General features: G+C 73.5%; 18 protein-coding genes. 7 read left to right on the forward strand and 11 right to left on the reverse strand.

The genetic code is table 11. The features are described 5' to 3' along the window. Window positions 1-69: 69 nt before the first annotated feature. Window positions 70-1,833, reverse strand: a complete 1,764-nt coding sequence (locus tag AB0C22_RS06395) for a thiamine pyrophosphate-binding protein (protein WP_357533817.1) — start codon at window positions 1,831-1,833, stop codon at window positions 70-72. Further along, a complete protein-coding gene (locus tag AB0C22_RS06400; RefSeq protein ID WP_219461083.1) occupies window positions 1,826-2,944 on the reverse strand; it encodes a Vms1/Ankzf1 family peptidyl-tRNA hydrolase in 1,119 nt (372 codons plus the stop codon). The genes AB0C22_RS06395 and AB0C22_RS06400 overlap by 8 nt, the downstream gene beginning before the upstream one ends. A gap of 175 nt (window positions 2,945-3,119) precedes the next feature. Between AB0C22_RS06400 and AB0C22_RS06405 the strand changes: the two genes are divergently transcribed. Next, window positions 3,120-3,662, forward strand: coding sequence for a hypothetical protein (locus AB0C22_RS06405; RefSeq protein WP_208566486.1), 543 nt, complete (start codon window positions 3,120-3,122; stop codon window positions 3,660-3,662). Window positions 3,663-3,803: 141 nt separating this feature from the next. Here the strand turns inward: AB0C22_RS06405 and AB0C22_RS06410 are convergent, their stop codons facing one another. Further along, window positions 3,804-4,139, reverse strand: a complete 336-nt coding sequence (locus tag AB0C22_RS06410) for a DUF3817 domain-containing protein (protein ID WP_357533820.1) — start codon at window positions 4,137-4,139, stop codon at window positions 3,804-3,806. Between the two features lie 163 nt (window positions 4,140-4,302). Between AB0C22_RS06410 and AB0C22_RS06415 the strand changes: the two genes are divergently transcribed. The 4 genes from AB0C22_RS06415 (at window position 4,303) to AB0C22_RS06430 (ending at window position 6,702) form a co-directional block, all read left to right on the forward strand. After that, window positions 4,303-5,781 (forward strand): glutamate--cysteine ligase, encoded by a 1,479-nt coding sequence (locus AB0C22_RS06415; protein ID WP_208566314.1) that lies wholly within the window; start codon window positions 4,303-4,305, stop codon window positions 5,779-5,781. A gap of 68 nt (window positions 5,782-5,849) precedes the next feature. Further along, complete coding sequence (locus tag AB0C22_RS06420) at window positions 5,850-6,329, forward strand: DUF2975 domain-containing protein (RefSeq protein WP_357533822.1); 480 nt, start codon at window positions 5,850-5,852, stop codon at window positions 6,327-6,329. Further along, window positions 6,329-6,550, forward strand: a complete 222-nt coding sequence (locus AB0C22_RS06425) for a helix-turn-helix transcriptional regulator (protein WP_208566316.1) — start codon at window positions 6,329-6,331, stop codon at window positions 6,548-6,550. Before AB0C22_RS06420 ends, AB0C22_RS06425 begins: the two co-directional genes overlap by 1 nt. Further along, a complete protein-coding gene (locus AB0C22_RS06430) occupies window positions 6,547-6,702 on the forward strand; it encodes a hypothetical protein (RefSeq protein ID WP_219461075.1) in 156 nt (51 codons plus the stop codon). The genes AB0C22_RS06425 and AB0C22_RS06430 overlap by 4 nt, the downstream gene beginning before the upstream one ends. A gap of 44 nt (window positions 6,703-6,746) precedes the next feature. Here the strand turns inward: AB0C22_RS06430 and AB0C22_RS06435 are convergent, their stop codons facing one another. From AB0C22_RS06435 to AB0C22_RS06455, 5 genes are all read right to left on the reverse strand, one after another. Next, on the reverse strand, window positions 6,747-8,318 hold the full coding sequence (locus AB0C22_RS06435) for a pentapeptide repeat-containing protein (protein WP_357533824.1): 1,572 nt from the start codon (window positions 8,316-8,318) through the stop codon (window positions 6,747-6,749). A 162-nt stretch (window positions 8,319-8,480) separates the two neighbouring features. Continuing rightward, entirely contained in the window at window positions 8,481-9,107 is a 627-nt protein-coding gene (locus AB0C22_RS06440) for a response regulator transcription factor (protein ID WP_219461069.1), read from the reverse strand. Then, a complete protein-coding gene (locus tag AB0C22_RS06445) occupies window positions 9,104-10,357 on the reverse strand; it encodes a histidine kinase (RefSeq protein ID WP_255597549.1) in 1,254 nt (417 codons plus the stop codon). Before AB0C22_RS06445 ends, AB0C22_RS06440 begins: the two co-directional genes overlap by 4 nt. A gap of 52 nt (window positions 10,358-10,409) precedes the next feature. Beyond that, complete coding sequence (locus AB0C22_RS06450) at window positions 10,410-10,868, reverse strand: ABA4-like family protein (protein WP_219461063.1); 459 nt, start codon at window positions 10,866-10,868, stop codon at window positions 10,410-10,412. After that, a complete protein-coding gene (locus AB0C22_RS06455) occupies window positions 10,865-11,791 on the reverse strand; it encodes a hypothetical protein (RefSeq protein WP_219461060.1) in 927 nt (308 codons plus the stop codon). Before AB0C22_RS06455 ends, AB0C22_RS06450 begins: the two co-directional genes overlap by 4 nt. Window positions 11,792-12,033: 242 nt before the next feature. Between AB0C22_RS06455 and AB0C22_RS06460 the strand changes: the two genes are divergently transcribed. Continuing rightward, window positions 12,034-13,656 (forward strand): cellulose-binding domain-containing protein, encoded by a 1,623-nt coding sequence (locus tag AB0C22_RS06460; RefSeq protein ID WP_357533828.1) that lies wholly within the window; start codon window positions 12,034-12,036, stop codon window positions 13,654-13,656. A 193-nt stretch (window positions 13,657-13,849) separates the two neighbouring features. Here the strand turns inward: AB0C22_RS06460 and AB0C22_RS06465 are convergent, their stop codons facing one another. Beyond that, window positions 13,850-15,031, reverse strand: coding sequence for a helix-turn-helix transcriptional regulator (locus AB0C22_RS06465; RefSeq protein WP_308290698.1), 1,182 nt, complete (start codon window positions 15,029-15,031; stop codon window positions 13,850-13,852). Window positions 15,032-15,344: 313 nt separating this feature from the next. Between AB0C22_RS06465 and AB0C22_RS06470 the strand changes: the two genes are divergently transcribed. Next, entirely contained in the window at window positions 15,345-15,581 is a 237-nt protein-coding gene (locus AB0C22_RS06470) for a winged helix-turn-helix domain-containing protein (RefSeq protein WP_219461053.1), read from the forward strand. Window positions 15,582-15,927: 346 nt separating this feature from the next. Here the strand turns inward: AB0C22_RS06470 and treZ are convergent, their stop codons facing one another. Next, on the reverse strand, window positions 15,928-17,661 hold the full coding sequence (treZ, locus tag AB0C22_RS06475) for a malto-oligosyltrehalose trehalohydrolase (protein WP_219461048.1): 1,734 nt from the start codon (window positions 17,659-17,661) through the stop codon (window positions 15,928-15,930). Then, window positions 17,658-20,000: a malto-oligosyltrehalose synthase gene (gene treY, locus AB0C22_RS06480; protein ID WP_357533831.1), complete on the reverse strand. Its 2,343-nt coding sequence runs from the start codon at window positions 19,998-20,000 to the stop codon at window positions 17,658-17,660. The genes treZ and treY overlap by 4 nt, the downstream gene beginning before the upstream one ends. Window position 20,001 lies beyond the last annotated feature (1 nt).

Here is a 20,001-nt window from a genome sequence, read left to right on the forward strand (position 1 = left end):
GTCTAAACGGGGCATCCCGCCCCGTCGGGCGCAATCCCCGACCCCGGGGGTGCACCGGCGACGACGGTGCTAGACGAGGTCCTCGGCCTCGACGACCGACCGCTCGGCCGACATCATCCGGTCCCGGACGCGTCGGGCGGCGTCGCCGTCGGCGAACAGGCCCCGCAGGTCGGCCAGGGCCGGTTCCGGCACCCGCAGCGGCACGCCCGGGTCCACCACCGCCTCCAGCACGCACGGGCGGTCGGCGGCGAGCGCCTCGTCCCAGGCCGCGCCGACCAGCTCCGGCCGGTCCACCCGGACACCGTGCAGCCCGAGCAGCCGGGCCCAACCGGCGTACGGCACGTCGGCCCGCCGCCCGGCCACGCCCGGCACCCACCCGCGGTGGTCCAGACCCCGCTGGTCACGGTCGTTGAGCACCAGCACCACCAGCCGGGGATCGGCCCACCCCTGCCAGCGGTGGGCCACGGTGATCAGCTCGGCCAGCCCGTTGAGCTGCATCGCGCCGTCACCGAGCATGGCGATCACCGGCTCGTCCGGGCGCTCCAGTTTCGCGGCGAGCGCGTACGGCACGGCGCAGCCCGGCGAGCCGAGTGCGCCGCAGAGCTGCGCGTCGACCCCGGGCGGCAGTTCCAGGTGGCGGGCGTACCAGTAGAGCACCGAACCGACGTCCACGGCGACCGACCCGGTGCGGGGCAACCGGGTGGACAGCTCGTGCAGCACCAGCTGCGGGTTGACCGGTTCGGCCGGTTCGGCGGCGCGGGCGGCGGCCTCCGCGCGCCACCGCTCGACGGAGCCGGAGACGGTGGCCCGCCACTGCCGGTGGGGCCGGTCGGCGACCTGGGCCAGCAGCGCGCGCAGGGTTTCGGTGGCATCGCCGACCAGCGGCACGTCCACCGGGTACCGGCTGCCGATCCGTCGCCCGTCGATGTCGATCTGGATGGTGCGGGCCTGACCGGGCATCGGGAGGTAGTCGGTCCACGGGTCGTTGGTGCCCACCAGCAGCAGGGTGTCCGCGCCACCCATCAGCTGGGCGGCGGCGGTGGTGCCGACCGCACCGAGCACCCCGGTGTGGAACGGCAGCCGCTCGTCGAGCACCGGCTTGCCCGGCAGTGAGCTGGCGACGCCGGCACCCAACCGGTCGGCCAGCGCCGCGATCTGCCCGGCGGCACCCCGGGCGCCCTGCCCGACCAGGATCGCCACCCGCGCTCCGACGCTGAGCAGCGCCGCGGCGGCGTCCAGGTCCGCCTGGTGGGGCAGCACCCGGGCCAGCGGTTCGCCCGGCGTCGCGTTGAGCACCCCCACCGTGTCCGGTTGCAGGTCCGGCACCACGGCGACCTGCAACGCGCGGGGCAGCACCACGCAGGTCGGGCTGCGGGTCGCCGCGGCGGTGCGCAACGCCTGGTCGAGCAGGGCCGGCACCTGGGCCGGGGTACGGCCGTAGCGGACGAACTGGTGGCAGACGTCGCCGAAGAGCCGGCTCAGCCCGATCTCCTCGTGCACCTCACCGAGCGGTCCGGTGACGTCCTCCCCGAGGATCGCCACCACCGGCCGGCTGTCCAGTTTCGCGTCGTACAGACCGTTGAGCAGGTGCACCGCGCTGGGGCCCTGGGTGGCCAGGCAGACCCCGATGCCGCCGGTGAACTTGGCGTGCCCGGTCGCCATGAAGGCGGCGGCCTCCTCATGCCGGGCGGGGACGAACTCCGGGTCCCCGCCCGCGGTGTCCAGTGCCTCGACCACCGGGGCGATCGCGTCCCCCGGGCAGCCGAAGGCGCGGGGCACCCGCCAGGCCCGCAACCGGTCCACCACCAGCTGCGCGACCGTACGGTCAGCCATGGTCGCGTCCCGGCGTGGCCGGGTCGACGTAGCGCAGCACCGCACCGATCCCGTCGGCCAGTTCGGGGGCCTCGTCCGGCCCGAGGACGGTCAGGTCCGCGTCCGTGCCGACCAACGCCCGGACCAGTGCCGCGTCGGCGCGGACCCGTTGCGGGTCGGACACGGCGGCGAGCTGGCCGGGTGCGGTGGCGATGTCGGTCGGGCGGGGTCCGATCCACAGCTCACCGACGGCCGACGGGTCGTCGACGAGCAGCATCGTGTCGACCTGGTTGCGTTGCAGGGCGGCCACCACGGCGGCCAGCCCCGCACCGACGTCCTCCTGGGTGCCGAACCGGTCCAGCGCGGCGGTGACGTGCTGGTCGGCGACCTCGGCGATGGTCTGCACGGTGACGTCGTCCATCGCGGCCGGGTCGGCGCCACCGGCCCGGGAGCCGGCGTCGGTGCGCACCACCACGTCCTGCCAGCGGGCCGGCAGCTGCGCGGTGATCATCCCGGTGGCCCGGATGTCCCCGGCGACGACCACCACGTCCGCGCCGACCCGGTCGGCCAGTTCGGCGGTGGCCGCGGCGGCGTCCCCGGCGTTGTGGTGCCAGGCTTCCATCGCGGCCCGCTGGTAGCGGGACTGGGACCAGCCGCCGGGTTGCACCCGGCGCAGCGGGTAGGTCTGCCGGCCGCTGACGTGGGCCCGTCGGGGCACCCCACCGGCGCTGACCGCGACCGCGTCCGCGCCGGTGCGGTCGGCGAGGACCCGCACCCAGGCCACCTGTTCCCCGCGTTGCGCCAGCAGGGGCATCACGTGCGGCAGCGGCGTGTACGCGGCCAGGTCGCGCAGTGGTGGCGCGGCGAGGTACTCGGACAGCACCACCCGGCCCCGACTGGCGAACGCGGCCAGCCCGTAGTCGCCGGGCATCGGGTCGTGACCCCGGACCACCCGGTCCAGGGCCGCGATGGTCGGCTCGTCGGCGCCGTCGGCGGCGAGTTGTTCGGCAAGGGCCCGCCAGCGTAGGTCCAACGCCGGACGCGCGTCCTGGGTGTCCCGGGAGGCGTCCAGGTAGACCGAGCACCACGGCCCGGGACGGTCATAGAGCGGGCGCAGGAAGGACAGCTGCATGCTCGACCCCTTTCCGGCTCGGCCGCCCGCTTACCCGGGCTGCCCGGGATGTCACCTCGGCCCGACCACCAGCCGAAGCGCCTCACCCACCGTCGTCCGTGTCGTGACTCTCCGGTTCATTCACGTCGTTCGACCCGTTTGCTGGATACCATCAGTGAACGGAAAGGGACTCTCGGTGGTGAACATGGACAGCGATCTCCGAAATCGGGTGGTACGCCCCACCCAGCGGATACTCACCGGGCGGGTGGTCCGGTTCATGGACGGCTACCCCCGCGAGGTCAGGATCGGCCAGCCGGTGCTGGTGGCGGTGCTGACCGCGGCGAGCGTGGCGGGTCTGCTGGTGCTGCTGGTGCGGACCGCCCTCTCCCGGGCCGGCGGGGGCGCGCGCCGCACCTGGAAGGACCTGAAAAAGGGTCCGGAGTTCCTGGTCACACCGCTGCGGGTGCGCGACGACAAGGGTCTGCTCTATGAGGTGGAGTTGCACGGGCACCTGCCGCAGAGCGCGGTGCACCCGTCCGACTGGGTGCAGCTGACCCTGCAGCCGCAGGACGTCGACCTGCCGCCGCGCATCGAACGGATCGTCAACCTGACCACCGGTCAGCTGCTCACCCCGCGTACCGCCACGGTGTGGAGCCACCTGGGCCCGCCGCTGCTGATCCAGGCGGTGCTGGGGGCGGTGCTGGTGCTGCTGGTCGCCGCCGCCGTGGTCCTCACCTGACGGCGACCCGTCCGATCGTCACCCGCCCCGACGGCCGGGCCCGGCCGGGCGGCCCGGTCGTGGGTGGGTGGGTTCCGGCCCGGTCGACTCCCGGCGTCGGCCCGTCGCGGGGTGTCCCCGCCGGGCGCGCACGCGGGGCGGTCAGCCGACGGGGGTCAACGGGCGCTGCTCCCCGGTGGCCCGCAGCAGGCCCCGGCGGGCGGCCCAGCGTTCGAAGAACAGGGTGGCCAACGGCGGCACCGCGCAGACCAGGGCGACGACGGTGACCCCGAGGGACCACCGGTGCAGCCGGGCGACGGCGAGCACCAGGAGGCCGTACGCGACGAAGAGCGCGCCGTGGATCGGCCCGAAGACCTTGACGCCGATCTCGTTGCCCGGCGGGCCGTACTTGACCGCCATGCCGACCAGCAGGGCCAGCCAGGAGCACGCCTCGGCGATCGCCGCCGCCACGAACAACCGGGTCACCTTCTCGCGCATCGGGTCATGGTAGCCAGCCGCCGTCGGCGGCCGGCGCGTGACGACCGGGGGGCGACGGGGATCACCCGGGTCCCCGGTGGGTACGTAGGGGGTCCTTCGGGTCTTCCCGGTCCGTCCGGGACGTGCGAGGTTGACAGGACCAACGGTGACAGGGCGGGTGGCCATGGGTGAGGAAGTCGGAGCGCGCACGTTCAGCCGGGAGGACCGGGCCCGCTACCGGGAGAAGGTCCGCCGGTGTCTGGACGTCTTCGCCGAGATGCTGCGGGAGTCCCGGTTCGACGTCGAGCGGCCGATGACCGGCCTGGAGATCGAGCTGAACCTGGTCGACGACGACTCCCGGCCGACGATGCGCAACGCCGACGTGCTGGCCGCCGTCGCCGATCCCAGTTTCCAGACCGAGCTGGGCCAGTTCAACGTGGAGATCAACGTGGCGCCCCGACGACTCGTCGGCACCGGCACGGCCGAGTTCGAGTCTCACGTGCGGGCCAGCCTGAACGCCGCCGAGGAGAAGGCCCGCACGGTCGACGCCCACATGGTGATGATCGGCATCCTGCCGACCCTGGAGCCGGGGCACCTGACCGCCGGGGCGCTGTCGGCGAATCCGCGCTACGCGCTGCTCAACGAGCAGATCTTCGCCGCCCGTGGGGAGGACCTGCGGATCGCGATCAGCGGGGTGGAGCGGTTGGCGACCACCGCCGACACCATCACCCCGGAGGCGGCCTGCACGAGCACCCAGTTCCACCTGCAGGTCAGCCCGGTCGACTTCGCCGCCTACTGGAACGCCGCCCAGGCGGTCGCCGGGATCCAGGTGGCGCTGGGCGCGAACTCCCCGCTGTTCTTCGGCCGGGAGCTGTGGCGGGAGACCCGGGTGCCGCTGTTCCAGCAGGCGACCGACACCCGCTCGGAGGAGATCAAGGCCCAGGGGGTACGCCCACGGGTCTGGTTCGGTGAGCGCTGGATCAACAGCGTCTTCGACCTGTTCGAGGAGAACGTGCGCTACTTCCCGGCGCTGTTGCCGGTCTGCGACCCGGAGGACCCGGCGCAGACGCTGGCTGCCGGTGGGGTGCCGAGGCTGGCCGAGCTGCGGTTGCACAACGGCACCATCTACCGCTGGAACCGGCCGGTGTACGACGTGTGGAAGGGCCGCCCGCACCTGCGGGTGGAGAACCGGGTGCTGCCGGCCGGGCCGACGGTGGTGGACACCATCGCCAACGGCGCGTTCTACTTCGGGCTGGTCCGGGCGCTGGCCGAGTCGGACCGGCCACTGTGGTCGCAGATGTCGTTCAGCGCGGCGGAGGAGAACTTCACCAGCGGGGCCCGGCACGGCATCGACGCGCAGGTCTACTGGCCGGGTCTGGGCTATCTGCCGGCGACCGAGCTGGTGCTGCGCCGGCTGCTGCCGTTGGCGCACCAGGGGTTGGACGGCTGGGGGGTGGATCCGGCCGAACGTGACCGGCTGCTCGGCATCATCGAGCAGCGCTGCCTGACCGGACGCAACGGCGCGAGCTGGCAGGTGGCGACGTTGCACCGGTTGGAGTCCGCCGACCATCTCGACCGGCCGGAGGCGTTGCGGGAGGTGGTCCGCCACTACGTCGAGCTGATGCACAGCAACCAGCCGGTCCACGAGTGGCCGGTCCCCTGACGGTGTCGGGTCACCGCCCACCCGCCGAGTCGATTGACTTTCGATAGCTTACGAGCGATAGTCGATATATGACGACAGCGCGTTGGGCGGTCACCGCCCTCAGAGGCTTCCTCGTGGTCCTGTTCGCGGTGCTGGTGCTGTTCCAGACCATGTCGCTGCCCGGCCAGTTCGCCCACCTGGCGCGCGAAGCACCCGAGCATGCCTACCTGCGCTGGCCGGCCACCGCCGTGACGGTGTTCTGGGTGCTCTGCGTACAGGTGGTGATCGTCGCCACCTGGCGGCTGCTCACCCTGGTCAGAAACGACCGGATCTTCAGTGAGTCGGCACTGGCCTGGGTGGACGCCATCGTCTGGGCCGTCGCCGCCGGCTGGCTGGTGCTGGTGGCCGTCTTCGGCTATGTCGGGTTCCACGCCGACGACCCCGGGCTGCCGATGCTGCTGTTCCTCCTGTCGGTCGGCGTCACCGTGCTCGGGCTGCTGATGGTGGTGATGCGGGCGCTGCTGCGGCAGGCCACCGCACTGCGCACCGACCTGGAGGCGGTGATCTGATGCCCATCGTCGTCCGCATCGACGTGCAACTGGCCAGACGCAAGATGAGCGTCGGCGAGTTCGCCGAGCGGGTCGGGCTGACCCCGGCCAACGTGGCCGTGCTGAAGAACGGCCGGGCCAAGGCGGTGCGGTTCAGCACGCTGGAGGCGATCTGCCGGGTGCTCGACTGCCAGCCGGGCGACCTGCTCGAATTCGTCGACGACGAGGAGCCGACGCCGTGAGGTACCTGTCCGCCCTCGTCGCCGTCGTGCTCCTGGCCGTCGGGGTGGCCGGCGTCGTACTCGGCGAGTCCGACGACTCCCCCGGGCTCCAGTTCCTGGGCGGCCTGCTGGTCATCGGCGCGATCGCCATCGGCGTACGGGTCCTGCGGTAGCGCCCGCCGGGGCCGGGTCGTTCAAGGGCGCCGCGCGGTGGCGCTCACGCCGGGGGAGACGCCGTCTCGTCGACCACCACCCCGGCGTGACCCGCCACGGCGCCGAGGACCTCGCGCACACCGCGTCGGCGGTCGAGGCGTGCCCCGGCGAAGCTGACGGGACCGTGGAACGTCGCCTGCCCGTCGCCGCCGCCGAGCCGGAAGGTCGCCCCGGTGAAGACGCTCCCCACGAACCCGGTGTCGCCGTGGAACTGGGCGCCGGTGAAATCGGCGTGGCCGACGTGGCAACCGCCGAGGTCGAGGTCGACCAGGGTGGCCCCGCAGAGCATGAGGTCCGTTCCCGGCCAGTGCGGCGGCTCGCCCGGGGCGGGCGTCGACGGACGCAGCCGCGCCGCGAGCATCCGTTGCGCGGTGCGCCGCAGCTCCAGCTCGGCGGCCTGCCCGTCGGTGCGGGGCCCGGCCAGGTCGAACGACAGCGGGGTACGCAGGTAGCCGCAGACCGCGTCCACCACCCGCTGCCGCAGCTCCGGCCGGGCGTCACCCAGGTCGGCGAGGACCGCCAGCCCCGCCCGGCGCACGTCCGGGTCGGCGTCGGCGAGCTGACCCGAATACGGGCGGACGGCGTCGTCGGGCACCAACTGCGCCCCGTCCGGCCCGGCCGGTGCCGGCGTCCAGCCGAGCGGCCAGCACACCGGCCCGTCGTCGGTCGTACCGGCCCAGGTCGCGCCGGTGAGCTCCACGCTGGGCTGGTCGAGGTGGACCGGCCCACCGAACCGGGCCCGTCGGAACGTCGCGGCGGCCCCGAACCGCGCCTTGAAGAACCAGGCCGGACCGGCGAAGCTGGCCTGCCGGAACGACACCGGCCCGACGAACCGGGCACCGTCGCCGCCCTCGCTCCACTCCTGGTAGTCACCCATCAGCACGGCGACGGGCCAGTGCGGGTCGTCCTCGTTCGGCTCGTCCCAGGGTGCCGGGGAGGTCTCCTCGATGGTCTCCCAGGCCGGGTCGTCCTCCCACAGCTCGTCCTCGCCCCGGCCGAACCAGGCGAACGCGGCGAACCGGGCCCCGGTGAAGTCGGCGTCGGCGCGGAACCGGGCCCGACCGAATGCGGCGTGGCCGAGGAACCGGGCCCGGGTGAAGCGGGCCGGGCCGGGCCAGACGGTGCGGGCGAAGTCGGCGTCGCCGGTGAACCGGACGTCGGAGAACGAGGTGGTCCCGAGGAACCGGGCGTCGGCGAACCGGGCCGCGCCCAGCACCGCGCAGGAGAGGTCGAGGTCGACCAGGGTGGCCCCCCGCAGGTCGAGGTCGACGGCGGGCGGCGGTTCCGGATCGGCGGTCGGGTCCGCCGGCCCGGCCGGGGCTTCCGCCGCCGGGCGCAACAGCGCGGCCAGCACCCGGCCCGCCTCCCGCCGGGCGTCGGCGTCCCACCCGTCGGCCCCCACCGGTGCCCGCAGCCCGTCGGCGAGAGCCGCGACCGCCCGGGGTCGCAGCCCGGGGCAGCCGGACACCAGTTCGCCGAGGCCACGCAGGGCGACGATCCGGCCCGCGCCGGTCTCCTGCGCCACCGCGCGGACGGCTACCTGGAACGCCACCGAGTCCGACTCCCCGACCGTCACCCGACCTCCCACCCGAGCCCTCGCCGGGGACGCCCCCGGCGTCGCGCAGGATAGCCGGGCCGACCGACAGCCACCCCAGCCGGGCGGCCCGGTCAGCCGTCCCCGGTGGGCGCGGTCAGCCGCCCCCGGTGGAGCCCGGTCAGCCGCCCCCGGTGGGCCCGGTCAGCCGCCTCGGGCGAACAGCGCCAGGCGAACCCGGTTCGGGCTGTCCGTCTTGGTCATCAGACTGGTGATGTGGGTCTTGACGGTGGTCACGCCGATGTGCAGCCGGTCGGCGATCTCGGTGTTGGACAGCCCCTCGGCCACCAGGTCGAGGACGTCCCGCTCGCGGGCGGTCAGGCCCGTCACCGGTGTGCGCGGCTGCACGCGGGCCCGCACCGCCCGACCGACCAACCGCTGCAACACCTCTTCGCTGAACGGGCTGGCTCCGGCGGCGGCCCGCCGGACCCCGTCGACCAGGTCGGCAGGCGGGGCGTCCTTGAGCAGGAACCCGCAGGCACCGGCGGTCAGGGCGGGATAGAGATGGTCGTCGTCGCCGAACGTCGTCAACACCAGCACCCGGGTGCCGGGCCGGTCGGCGAGGATGCGCCCGGTCGCGGTGATCCCGTCGACACCGGGCATCCGCAGGTCCATCACCACGACGTCGGGGACGAGCCGGGCGGCCAGGGTGACCGCGTCGCGGCCGTTGTCGGCCTCCCCGACGACCTCGATGTCGGGTTGTGCCTCGCAGAGCATGCGCAGGCCCGCACGGATGAGGTGCTGGTCGTCGACCAGCAGCACCCGGATCACGCCGGCCCCGCCGCGTACGGCCCGGCGGAACCGGGCGGCGGGGACGCCGGGCCGGCCCACCCGGCCCGAGGCGTCCCCGCACCGGCCGGCGACGCACCGGCACCGGGCGACGCCCCGGTGGGGGACGCACCGGCAGGCAGCACGGTCCGGACCCGCCAGCCGGTGCCGGCCGGCCCGGCGTCCAACCGCCCACCGAGGACCTCCACGCGTTCCCGCATGCCGGTGAGACCGTGTCCACCACCGGGCGGCACCGCCGCCGGAGCCCAGCCCCGACCGTCGTCGGACACCTCCCAGTGGACGGCGTCCTCGACGACCGACACCGACAGCCGTGCCCGCGTGGACGTGCCGGCGTGCTTCACCACGTTCGTCAGCGCCTCCTGGGTCAACCGGAGCACCGCCAGCCCGCGTACCGCGTCGAGTGCGCCCACCGCCGGATCGACCTCCGCCTCCACCGTCACCCCGGCCTGCCGGGCCCGGTCGATCGCCGCGCCGAGCGCGGTCGGCAACGCCGCCGGCTCGATCGAGATCAGTGCCGCGTCCCCGTGCGCCACGTCGGGATCACGCAGTACCGCGACCAGCCCCCGCAGGTCGGCCAACGCCGCCGTCCCGGTCGCGTGCACGTCGTCGAAGACCGCGCCCACCCCGGGGCCGAGGTCGGTCAGGACGTGCCGGGCGACACCGACACGCAGCACCATCGACGCCACATGGTGCGCGACCACGTCGTGCAGCTCGCGGGCGATGGCGCTGCGTTCGTCGGCGCGCGCCGCCCTGTTGTCCGACTCGCGTCGCAACTGTTCCGCCCGGAGCCGTTCCTCGGCCTGCCGGGCGAGTTCGCGGTTGGTACGCACCACCGTGCCGACCAGCAGCGGCAGCCCGACGTAGACCAGCACCCCGAACACCGTCCCGACGATGCCCCGGGCCCCGTGACCCGACGGGGACGGGCCGAACGCCGTGACCACGGCCAGCCCGCCGGCGGCCAGCCAACCGGTACGCGGCCGACGGGACCGCATGGTCAGTTCGAGCAGCGCCCAGCTGGCCCCGACCTGGTTGATGGTGGTGTCGTCGAGGGCCACGACCGCGACCACCAGCAGTCCGGTCTGCACCGTCAGGTTCACCAGGGGCTGGCGGTGTGCGAGCAACGCGACGGCGAACGCGACCACCGCCAGCGCCCACTGGGCGTCGGTGGGCGGCTTACCGGCCTGCGTGCCGAAGACGAGGTAACCGAGGCCACTGAGATCGAGCAGCAGCATCCGCACGAGAGTGTCCCGTGCGTCGAACAGTCGCCCGACCCAACCCACGGGGTCAGCCTACGGATCGGGAGGTGGGAGCGGCAGCTGCCCCACTCGGGTGGGTCCAGCGGGTCCGCAGCACCAGGTAACCGGCCAGGCCGAGGGGTCCCAGCAGGATCGTCGCCACCAGCACCGGGGCCATGATCAGCGCCGGCACGGCACGGTCCCGGCTGTCGAGCCACGCCCACCGGCCGACGAACAGGTCGAACCCGATCAGGTGCGCCCAGGCTGCCGCCGCGCCGACGTCGGTGCCGAACAGGTCCCGTACCCCGGTCAGGGTCGGCGAGGTCACCACCGGGAGCACCGCGCCGAGCGCCGGGAGCACCAGCACCGCGTAGATCACCAGGACCGGCAGGACGATCAACGGCGACCGGACGATCCGGATGGTCCACGACCAGCCCGGCAGCAGGATCATCAGCGCCCAGAACGGTGCGGCCAGCGCGAAGGTCAGCGTGAACCAGGTGGCGGTCACGCGGCCAGCGCCAGTTCCGGGCGACGTCGCCGGGCCACCACCGCCACCGCGGCGACCGTGGTCGCCGCAGCCAGGGCGGCCAGCGCGGTGAGGGTGGCCAGGTCCGGCCGCAGCAGCGGCTGCCCGCGCAGCGCCTGCCAGGTCAACAGCACGGTGAGTACGCCGTACCCGGCCCCCGCGACGACCAGCAGCCGGACCCGGCTCCGCTCGTCGAGCCAGTGACCCAGGTAGCGGCGCAGCAGGTAGGCCAGGATCGGTAGCGCCTGCATGGCGTGCAGCCCCACGAAGTGCCCGATCCGCAGGTCGCCCCCGGTGGTGCTCCACCCGACGATCGGCAGGCCCGGCCCGCCGTCCGGCACGCCCACGCTGTGCGCCCCGGCGATCCCGTCCGGCCCGGCCCGGTCCTGGGCCACCATCGGGAACGCCGCCAGCATCCCCAGCGCGGACAGGCCGAGCCCCAGAGCCACCGCCCAGGTGGTGGCCCGGTCGGTGGGCCGCCGTACCAGCAGCACCACCGCGACGATCAGGTGCGCGGCGAACAACACCATGATCGCTATTCCCATCACCTGCCAGAGGGCGGCGTTGAGCGGGGTGGTCTGGTTGTAGTGGCTGGTCGTGCCGCGCAGCACCTGCCCGACGATCACCACCATCTCGGCCAGGGCCGTCGCCACCACCACGCCGGCCGACCACTCCGCGATCCGGCTGCGGCGCGGCAGTTGCGCCAGCATCCAGGCGAGGGTGGCGGCGTAGAGCGCGAAGGACACCGAGAACTTGAACGGCTTGAGCCAGATCGGCACGCCGGTGAGCACCCGCCCGTCGACGACCACACCGACGGCGGTGACGACGGCGAGCACCGCCGCCGCCACGCTGAGCACCATCAGGGGGCGGTGCCGGCCGGCCGCCCGGGACATCAGTTCAGTCATGTGTCGAGCCTCGCCGGCTGCCGGCCCGGCCGCGCCCGACCGGAAGCCCCGGTCACGGCCCCCGGTCGGAGGCCGCCTCCTCCCCAGGGTGGAGGGGTGCCGGGGCGGACGGGCGGATTGACGGCATAGACGATGCTCAGTACCTTGGAAAGCGCTTACCTCGACTGACGCGCCGACCCACCACCTCCCGGAGCGGCCCCGGGGCAGGGCGGGCTTCGTACCCCAACCCCCAGGAGAAGACCATGATCTACCGACAGCGTCGGACGGCACTGTGGATGTCCGCAGTGGCGGCGACGACGCTCACCGCGACCGGAGTCGTGATCACCGCGAACGCCGCCCAGGCCGCCGCCGGTTGCCGGATCGACTACACGGTGTCCACCCAGTGGTCCGGCGGTTTCACCGCGAGCGTCAACCTCACCAATCTGGGCGACCCGCTCAGCGCCTGGACGACCACCTGGACGTTCGGTGCCGGGCAGCGCGTCGACCAGGGGTGGAACGCCACGTTCAGCCAGAGCGGCAGCACGGTCAGCGCGGCGAACGCCGGTTACAACGGGGCGGTCGCCACCAACGGCACGGTCTCGTTCGGTTTCAACGGCACCTGGACCGGCAGCAACCCGGTCCCGACGAACTTCGCGGTCAACGGGGTGGCCTGCACCGGCGGCGTCACCCCCACCACCGGCACCCCCACCAGCGCGCCCCCGACGACACCCCCGCCCACCACACCCCCACCCACCACGCCGCCGCCGACCACCCCACCGCCCACGACACCCCCGCCGTCGGGCAGCACGCTGTACGTGGCACCGAACGGCAGCGCCGGTGCGGCCGGCACCCAGACGAACCCGACCACGCTCGCCTCGGCCATCACCCGGGTCACCGCCGGTGGGACGATCTATGTCCGCGCCGGGACGTACAACCTGGCGCAGACCGTGACCATCGAACCGGGCAACAACGGCACCGCCAGCGCCCGCAAGAAGCTGTTCGCCTACCCGGGCGAGAAGCCGGTGCTGAACTTCTCGGCGATGAGCGAGGACCCGGCCAACCGGGGGCTCGCGCTGAACGGGTCGTACTGGCACGTCCAGGGCATCGTCGTCGAGCGGGCCGGCGACAACGGGATCTTCGTGGGCGGCAGCAACAACATCATCGAACGTACGGTGACCCGCTTCAACCGCGACAGCGGGCTACAGCTCTCCCGGATCGCCTCCAGCACCCCGCGCGACCAGTGGCCGGCCAACAACCTGGTGCTCAGCGCCGAGTCGCACGACAACGCCGACTCCGACGGGGAGGACGCCGACGGCTTCGCCGCCAAGCTCACCGTCGGCAACGGCAACGTCTTCCGGTACGCGGTGTCCCACAACAACATCGACGACGGGTGGGACCTCTACACCAAGACCGACACCGGAGCCATCGGTGTGGTGACCATCGAGGACTCCCTGGCCTACAACAACGGGACGCTCAGCAACGGCACCCAGAACGGCAACGGTGACCGCAACGGCTTCAAGCTCGGCGGCGAGGACATCGCGGTCAACCACGTCGTGCGGCGGACCATCGCCTTCCGCAACGGCAAGCACGGGTTCACCTACAACCGCAACCTCGGCTCGATGTCGATCTCGAACAACCTGAGCATCGACAACACCGAGCGCAACTTCTCGTTCGACGGTGGCAGCTCGGTGTTCCGGAGCAACACCTCGTGCCGCAGCGGCAGCGGCTCGAACGACAAGATCGTCGGCAACGCCGACAGCTCCAACCAGTTCTGGAACGGCGCCAACGGCTCCCGCTGCGCGTCGTACACCGGGGCGATCGGTTGGTCCTTCGCCTCCGACGGGCGGCTCGTGGTGACCCTCGGCGGCCGGCAGGTCACCCTGTAACCGCCGGCCTGCGGGTGGTGGCCCGGCCGGTCCGACCGGCCGGGCCACCACCACGGGCAGCCCGGTCGGCACGGCCGGCGCGGCCTGCGGCCCGTCGGCGGCGACGGCCAAGGGCGGGCCGCAAGCCGGGCAGGCGGAGGCGGCGGACCCGGCCGGGCGGGGCAGGCGGGCGGGGCAGGCGGAGGGCGACCGGTCACCGGGTCGTGAGGCCGACCAGCGTGGCCAGTCGCGCGACACCGGCCACAGTAGGCCGCCCCCGGGCGATCTCGGCGATCACCGCACGCGCCGCCGGCCGGCAGCGCACCTCGGCCGGCGCGATGCCGTCCGCGTCGACGAGCACCCGACCGGCCCCGAACAGGTCACCGACCTGGAGGTACGCCCGCGCGGCGTCGACCAGGTAGGCGGCCCGGTACTCGGCCGGCAGCAGCTGCCACCCCTCCCGACGGACCACCTGCTCGTGCCGGTAGACAGCCTCCCCACCGTCGCCCACTTCGATCGCCGCCACCACCCGGGCCAGCTCGACGGCGACCGGCCCGAAGCAGATCCGGTGCGGATCGTCACCGCTCCCGGCCCGGGTGGCGATCCCGGCAGTCAGGTCGATCAGCTCGTCGGCCCGGTGGGTGTCGCCGTGCTCGGCGGCGGCAAGGGCGGCCTGGAGCAGCAGCGTCCCGCAGAGCGCCTGCCGGCCCGCCGGGGCGTCGCGTACCGGCCTCGGGGCGACGCGACGCGCGGCGGCCACGGCCACCGCGAGCGCCAACCGGCCACGGCCCAGGGCCCGCAACGCCTGCCCCACCGCGACCGCCGCCGTACCCGCCAGTACCGGGTCGTCGCCGGCCACGGCCACCGCCCGGTCGGCGGCCAACCACCCGAGGTCGGCCTCGCCGAGCTTCACCAGCACCGCCGAGGCGATCCGGTACGTCTGCACCAGCGCCTCCGCCGCGCCCTCCGGGGCGGTCGAGTGCCGGCTGCGGGCCGCGTCGAGCAACCCCGGCAGTGCCCGCAGCACCTGCGCGTAGTGCGCGTGCTGATAGGTCAACCAGGCGTGCCCGACATGCCGCCGCAGTTCCGCCGGTGACACCACCCCGACCGTGACGTCGTAACGGGCGAGGGCGGCGCGCAGCCCGTCCACCCCGTCCACGCCGGTCCCGCCCGCCGACGGCAGCCGGGTGCCGAGCAGCACCGCCGGATCGACCCGCAGCACCTCGGCGATCTCCTGGATGACCGAGTACCTGTCCAACGTGCGGACCCCGCGTTCGACCTTGTCCACCCAGCTCTTCGACTTGCCGAGCCGGTCGGCGAGCATCTGTTGGGTCATCCGCCGCCGTACCCGCCAGCGCGCCACCCGCCGTCCGACCGGCAGTTCCTCAGAGCCCACGCCGCCACCGCCGATCCGGCACGGCGCGCGTCGTGTCCTCCACGGGTACCCGCTCCGCCTCGGCCTGCGCGAGCAGGCGACACCGAGCCGCCTCCTGCTCAGCTGCATCAATCCGCTCACCCCGGTTCCTTGGAGGGGACGGATCGTCCTGAACCGAATAGACCGGATGCTGGTACCACTTTCGTCTCGGCATGACACCCCTCTTCATCACTGACCGGGGTCCAACTCTACTAGCAGAGTAGACAGTGTAAGCAATGTTGAAACAAAGACATACTGGACATGGCTAGCTGGGCCGACTGATCTACTGAATTCCATGAGTGGCTACGTCCCGACCTTCCGGATGGTCATCAACGACATCCGGACGTCGATCGCCTCGGGGCAGCTCAAGAAAGGCGACAAACTCCCGTCGCTGCCTGAACTTGCCGAGAGGTACGACTGCTCCATCGGCACGGTGCGGCGGGCGATCGAACATCTCCAGATCACCGGCGAGCTTCAGGGACGCCAGGGCAAGGGCACTTACGTGACCGGGAAGCTGTTCGAGGAGTCCTGAGCTGCGGGCTGATGCTCGTCGCCCGTCAGCGGGCGGCGCGAGGTCGGGTCTGGAGTGTCATGGTCCGATCGGGCTTATGACACACAGGCATAAATATGACGGACAGGCATACTGCTCTGCGCGCACACTGGCTCCCGCCGCACCCGTGACCCAGCGTGACGACCCCTCGCGGGGACATGCACCCTCGCGATCCCCGATGCTGCCGCGGGCAGCAGCGGGCAGCAGCGGCCCGCCGCTACCCGCCGCACCGCCCGTGTCACCCGAGAAACGCGCGGGCCCGCGCAGATGACCCCGGGCCACGACCGCTGCCGCGCACAGCCAGCCGTGGCACAGCCGGGCGCGGCGCTCAGAGAGCCACGATCGCGGCGGTCTCCGCCGGCAGCTCCACCCGGTCGCGCATCACCGTGACGCCCTCTCCGGTGGTGAGCAGCACCCGGCGGGCCACCCCGGGCAGGGTGATCCGCTGGCGTCGACCGGCGAGGTTCGCCACCACCAGGCATCCGCCCCGGCGGACCACCAGGAACTCGTCACCGTGGCGTACCTCCACCTGGTGCAGGCGGGGGTCGGACAGGTCGGGGCGGGCCTTGCGCAGCGCGATCAGCCGCCGGTAGAAGTCGTACATCTCGCGGTGTTCGGGCTTGTCCAGCTCGGCCCAGTCGAGCCGGGAACGCAGGAAGGTCTGCGGGTCCTGCGGGTCGGGCACGTCGCCCGGCGGCCAGCCGTGCGCGGCGAACTCGCGCCGCCGGCCGGTCGCGACCGCCGCCGCCAGCTCCGGCTCCGGATGGCTGGTGAAGAACTGCCACGGCGTGCTGGCCGCCCACTCCTCCCCCATGAACAGCATCGGGGTGAACGGCGCGGTCAGCAGCAGCATCGCCCCGACCCGCAGCAGCGCGGGCGACAACCCGGCGGAGATCCGGTCGCCGGTGGCCCGGTTGCCGATCTGGTCGTGGTTCTGCAGGTACGCCACGAACCGGTGCCCGGGGGTGGCGTGCCGGTCCACCGGCCGGCCGTGGCTGCGGTTGCGGAAGCTGGACCAGGTGCCGGCGTGGAAGAACGCCCCGGTCAGCACGTCGGTCAGGCACTCCAGCGAGCCGAAGTCGCCGTAGTAGCCCTGCCGCTCCCCGGTGAGCAGGGTGTGCAGGGCGTGGTGGGCGTCGTCGTTCCACTGCGCGTGCAGGCCGTAGCCGCCCGCCTCCCGGGCGGTGATCAGCCGGGGGTCGTTGAGGTCGGACTCGGCGATCAGCGACAGCGGCCGGCCCAGGTGGGTGGCGAGCGCCTCCACCTCGACCGCCACCTGCTCCAGGACGTGCACCGCGCGGGAGTCGGGCATCGCGTGCACGGCGTCCAGCCGCAGGCCGTCGACGTGGTAGTCGCGCAGCCACATCAGCACCGAGTCGACGATGTAGCGGCGCACCCCGTCGGAGTGCGGGCCGTCGAGGTTGACCGTGCGGCCCCAGGAGTTGTCCTGCTCGGTCAGGTAGGGCGCGAACCTCGGCGCGTAGGCCCCGGAGGGCCCGAAATGGTTGTAGACGACGTCGAGGATCACCCCCAGCCCCCTGGCGTGGGCGGCGTCGACCAGGCGTTTCAGCCCGTCCGGCCCGCCGTAGGGTTGGTGCGGGGCAAACCAGCACACCCCGTCGTAGCCCCAGTTGTGTTCGCCGTTGAAGGCGTTCACCGGCAGCAACTCGATCAGGTCGACGCCGAGGTCGACCAGGTGGTCGAGGCGGTCGATCGCCGCGTCGAAGGTGCCCTCCGGGGTGAACGTGCCGACGTGCAGCTCGTAGAGGATGCTGCCGGGCAGTTGCCGGCCGGGCCAGCCCTGGTCGGTCCAGGCGAAGGCGGCGTGGTCGTAGCGTCGGCTCGGCCCGTGCACCCCGGTCGGCTGCCAGGCCGAGCGCGGGTCGGGCAGCGGGGTGTCGTCGTCGTCGAGCAGGAACGCGTAGTCGGTGCCGGGGCCGGCGGCGGGCACCTCGACCCGCCACCAGCCGTCCGGCCCGGCCCGCATGTCGCGGTCGGCGACGCCGGGCAGGTGCAGCCGGACCCGGGCGACGTCGGGCGCCCAGACGGTGAACTCGGTCATGCGGCAGCCTCCACGGGGTCGGTGGGAGCCAGCAGGGCGGTGGGCGCGAGGAGCGCGACGGGGTAGGTGCTCAGCAGATCATGAAGGAGCAGCTCAGAACCACTGTAGACCCGTCCGGTGAACACGTCGGTAACACTGTTGCCGGGCATCGACAGGCGGGTGTCACGCCAGCCGCCGTCGCGGGCCAGCCCCACCGGCAGCCGGGTCGCCACCGCGATCACACCACCCCGGTCGAAGGCGACCACGTGGGCGGCGGCCGGCCCGTGCGCGGCCACCGGCCGGTAGCCGGCGAACAGCTCCGGGTGGTCACGGCGCAGCCGCAGCGTGCGGGAGACCACCAGCAGCTTGGCCGCGCCGTCGGCGGCCACCGCCGGTTGCCAGCCGGCGTCGAGCCGGGCCAGCAGCTCCCGGCGTACGGCGAAGTCGACCGGGCGGCGGTTGTCCGGGTCGACCAGCGAGTTCTCCCACAACTCGGTGCCCTGGTAGGTGTCGGGCACCCCCGGCATGGCGAGCTGGACCAGCTTCTGGCCGAGCGCGTTGGACCAGCCGGCCGGGGTCAGCTCGGCGGCGAACGCGCTGACCTCGTCGTGCAGCAGCGGGTCGTCGTACAGCCGGTCGACCAGGGCGTGCAGGTCGTGTTCGAAGGTCGGGTCGGGGTCGGCCCAGCTGGTGGAGGTCGACGCCTCCCGGGCGGCCTTCTCCACGTACGCGTGTAGCCGCTCCCGGTCGATCGGCCAGGCACCCACGGCGGTCTGCCACAGCAGGTGGGCGAAGGCCGGATCGGCCAGCGGCGCACGGGCCATCCAGTCACCGACCTGCTCCGCCCAACGGGCCGGCAGCTCGGCGAGCACGGCCAGCCGGGCCCGGACGTCCTCGCCGCGCTTGGTGTCGTGGGTGGACAGCGTGGTCATGCTGGTGGGCCAGCGGACCTGCCGGGCGGCGGCGAACCGGTGGAACTCCGCCGGCGGCACCCCGAAGTGGGCCGGCGAGCCACCGACCTCGTTCAACGCGACGAACCGGCTCCACCGGTAGTAGGCGGTGTCCTCCACCCCCTTGGCCATCACCGCACCGGTGAGCTGCGGGAACCGGGCGGCCAGCTCGTGCTCGGGACGGCGCAGCAGCGCGGTCACCGCGTCGAGGGTGGCGGTGAGATCGGGCCGGCGGCGGCCCGCCTCGGCGCGGGCGGCGGCCAGGTGCCGGGCCCCGTGCGGCGGGTAGCCCCGGTAGACCGGGAAGCAGGCGGCCAACTCCGCCAGGGCCGCCCGGGTGGCGTCCCGGTCGAGGTCGGGGGCGAGCGCGGCGAGCCGGCCCAACTCGGCGGCGAGCAGCCGGGTGGCGGCTTCCAGCTTGGTGGTGTGGGTGAGGTCCTGCCACGAGGTGTGCCGGCCGGTGAGCCGGGCGTCGAGGGCGGTGAAGTCGCCCTCGGCCCGCCCGTCGACGAACAGCCCGCAGACCGCAGCGAGCGCGTCGTAGCCGGTGGTGCCGTCGACCGGCCAGTCCGGTAGCTCCTCGCCGTACTCCAGGATCTTCTCCACCACCAGCCAGGCGTGCGGGGCGGCGGCCCGCAACCGGGTCAGGTAGCCGGCCGGGTCGCGCAGGCCGTCGGGGTGGTCGACGCGGATGCCGTCGACCTCACCGGCGGCCACCCAGCGCAGCACCTCGGCGTGGGTGGCGTCGAAGACCGCCGGGTCCTCCACCCGCAGCCCGGCCAGGTCGGACACGGCGAAGAACCGGCGGTACGTCAGCTCGGCGTCGCCACGCCGCCAGGAGACCAGCTCGTAGTGCTGCCGGTCGTGCACGTCGCGGGGGCTGCCGTCGGCGGTGCCGTCGGCGATCGGGAACCGGTGCTCGTGGTAGCGCAGTTCCCCGTCGACCAGCTTGAGGTCGTCGGTCGCGTCGGGGCTGTCGGCGAGCACCGGCAGCAGCAGCCGCCCCCGCTCCCAGTCGACGTCGAACCAGTCGGCGTAGGCCGAGTCCCGGCCCCGGCGCAGCACGTCCCACCAGGCCGGGTTGGCGGCCGGCTGGGCAACCCCGGCGTGGTTGGGCACGATGTCGACGACCAGGCCCAGCCCGGCCGCCCGCAACGCCCGGACCAGCCGTTGCCGGCCGGCTTCCCCGCCCAGCTCCGGGTTGACCGCGCGGTGGTCGACCACGTCGTAGCCGTGCGCGGAGCCGGGGGTCGCGGTGAGCAGCGGTGCGGTGTAGAGGTGGGTGACGCCCAGGTCGGCGAGCCAGTCGGCCAGCCCGGCGGTGGTGTCCAGGTCGAACCCGGGTCGGACCTGGACGCGGTACGTCGACCCGACCGTCGCCGTCGAGTCGGGTGCGGGCTGAGCGGGCATG

The organism is Micromonospora sp. NPDC048894 (genome assembly GCF_040649765.1).
GTDB lineage: Bacteria > Actinomycetota > Actinomycetes > Mycobacteriales > Micromonosporaceae > Micromonospora > Micromonospora antibiotica.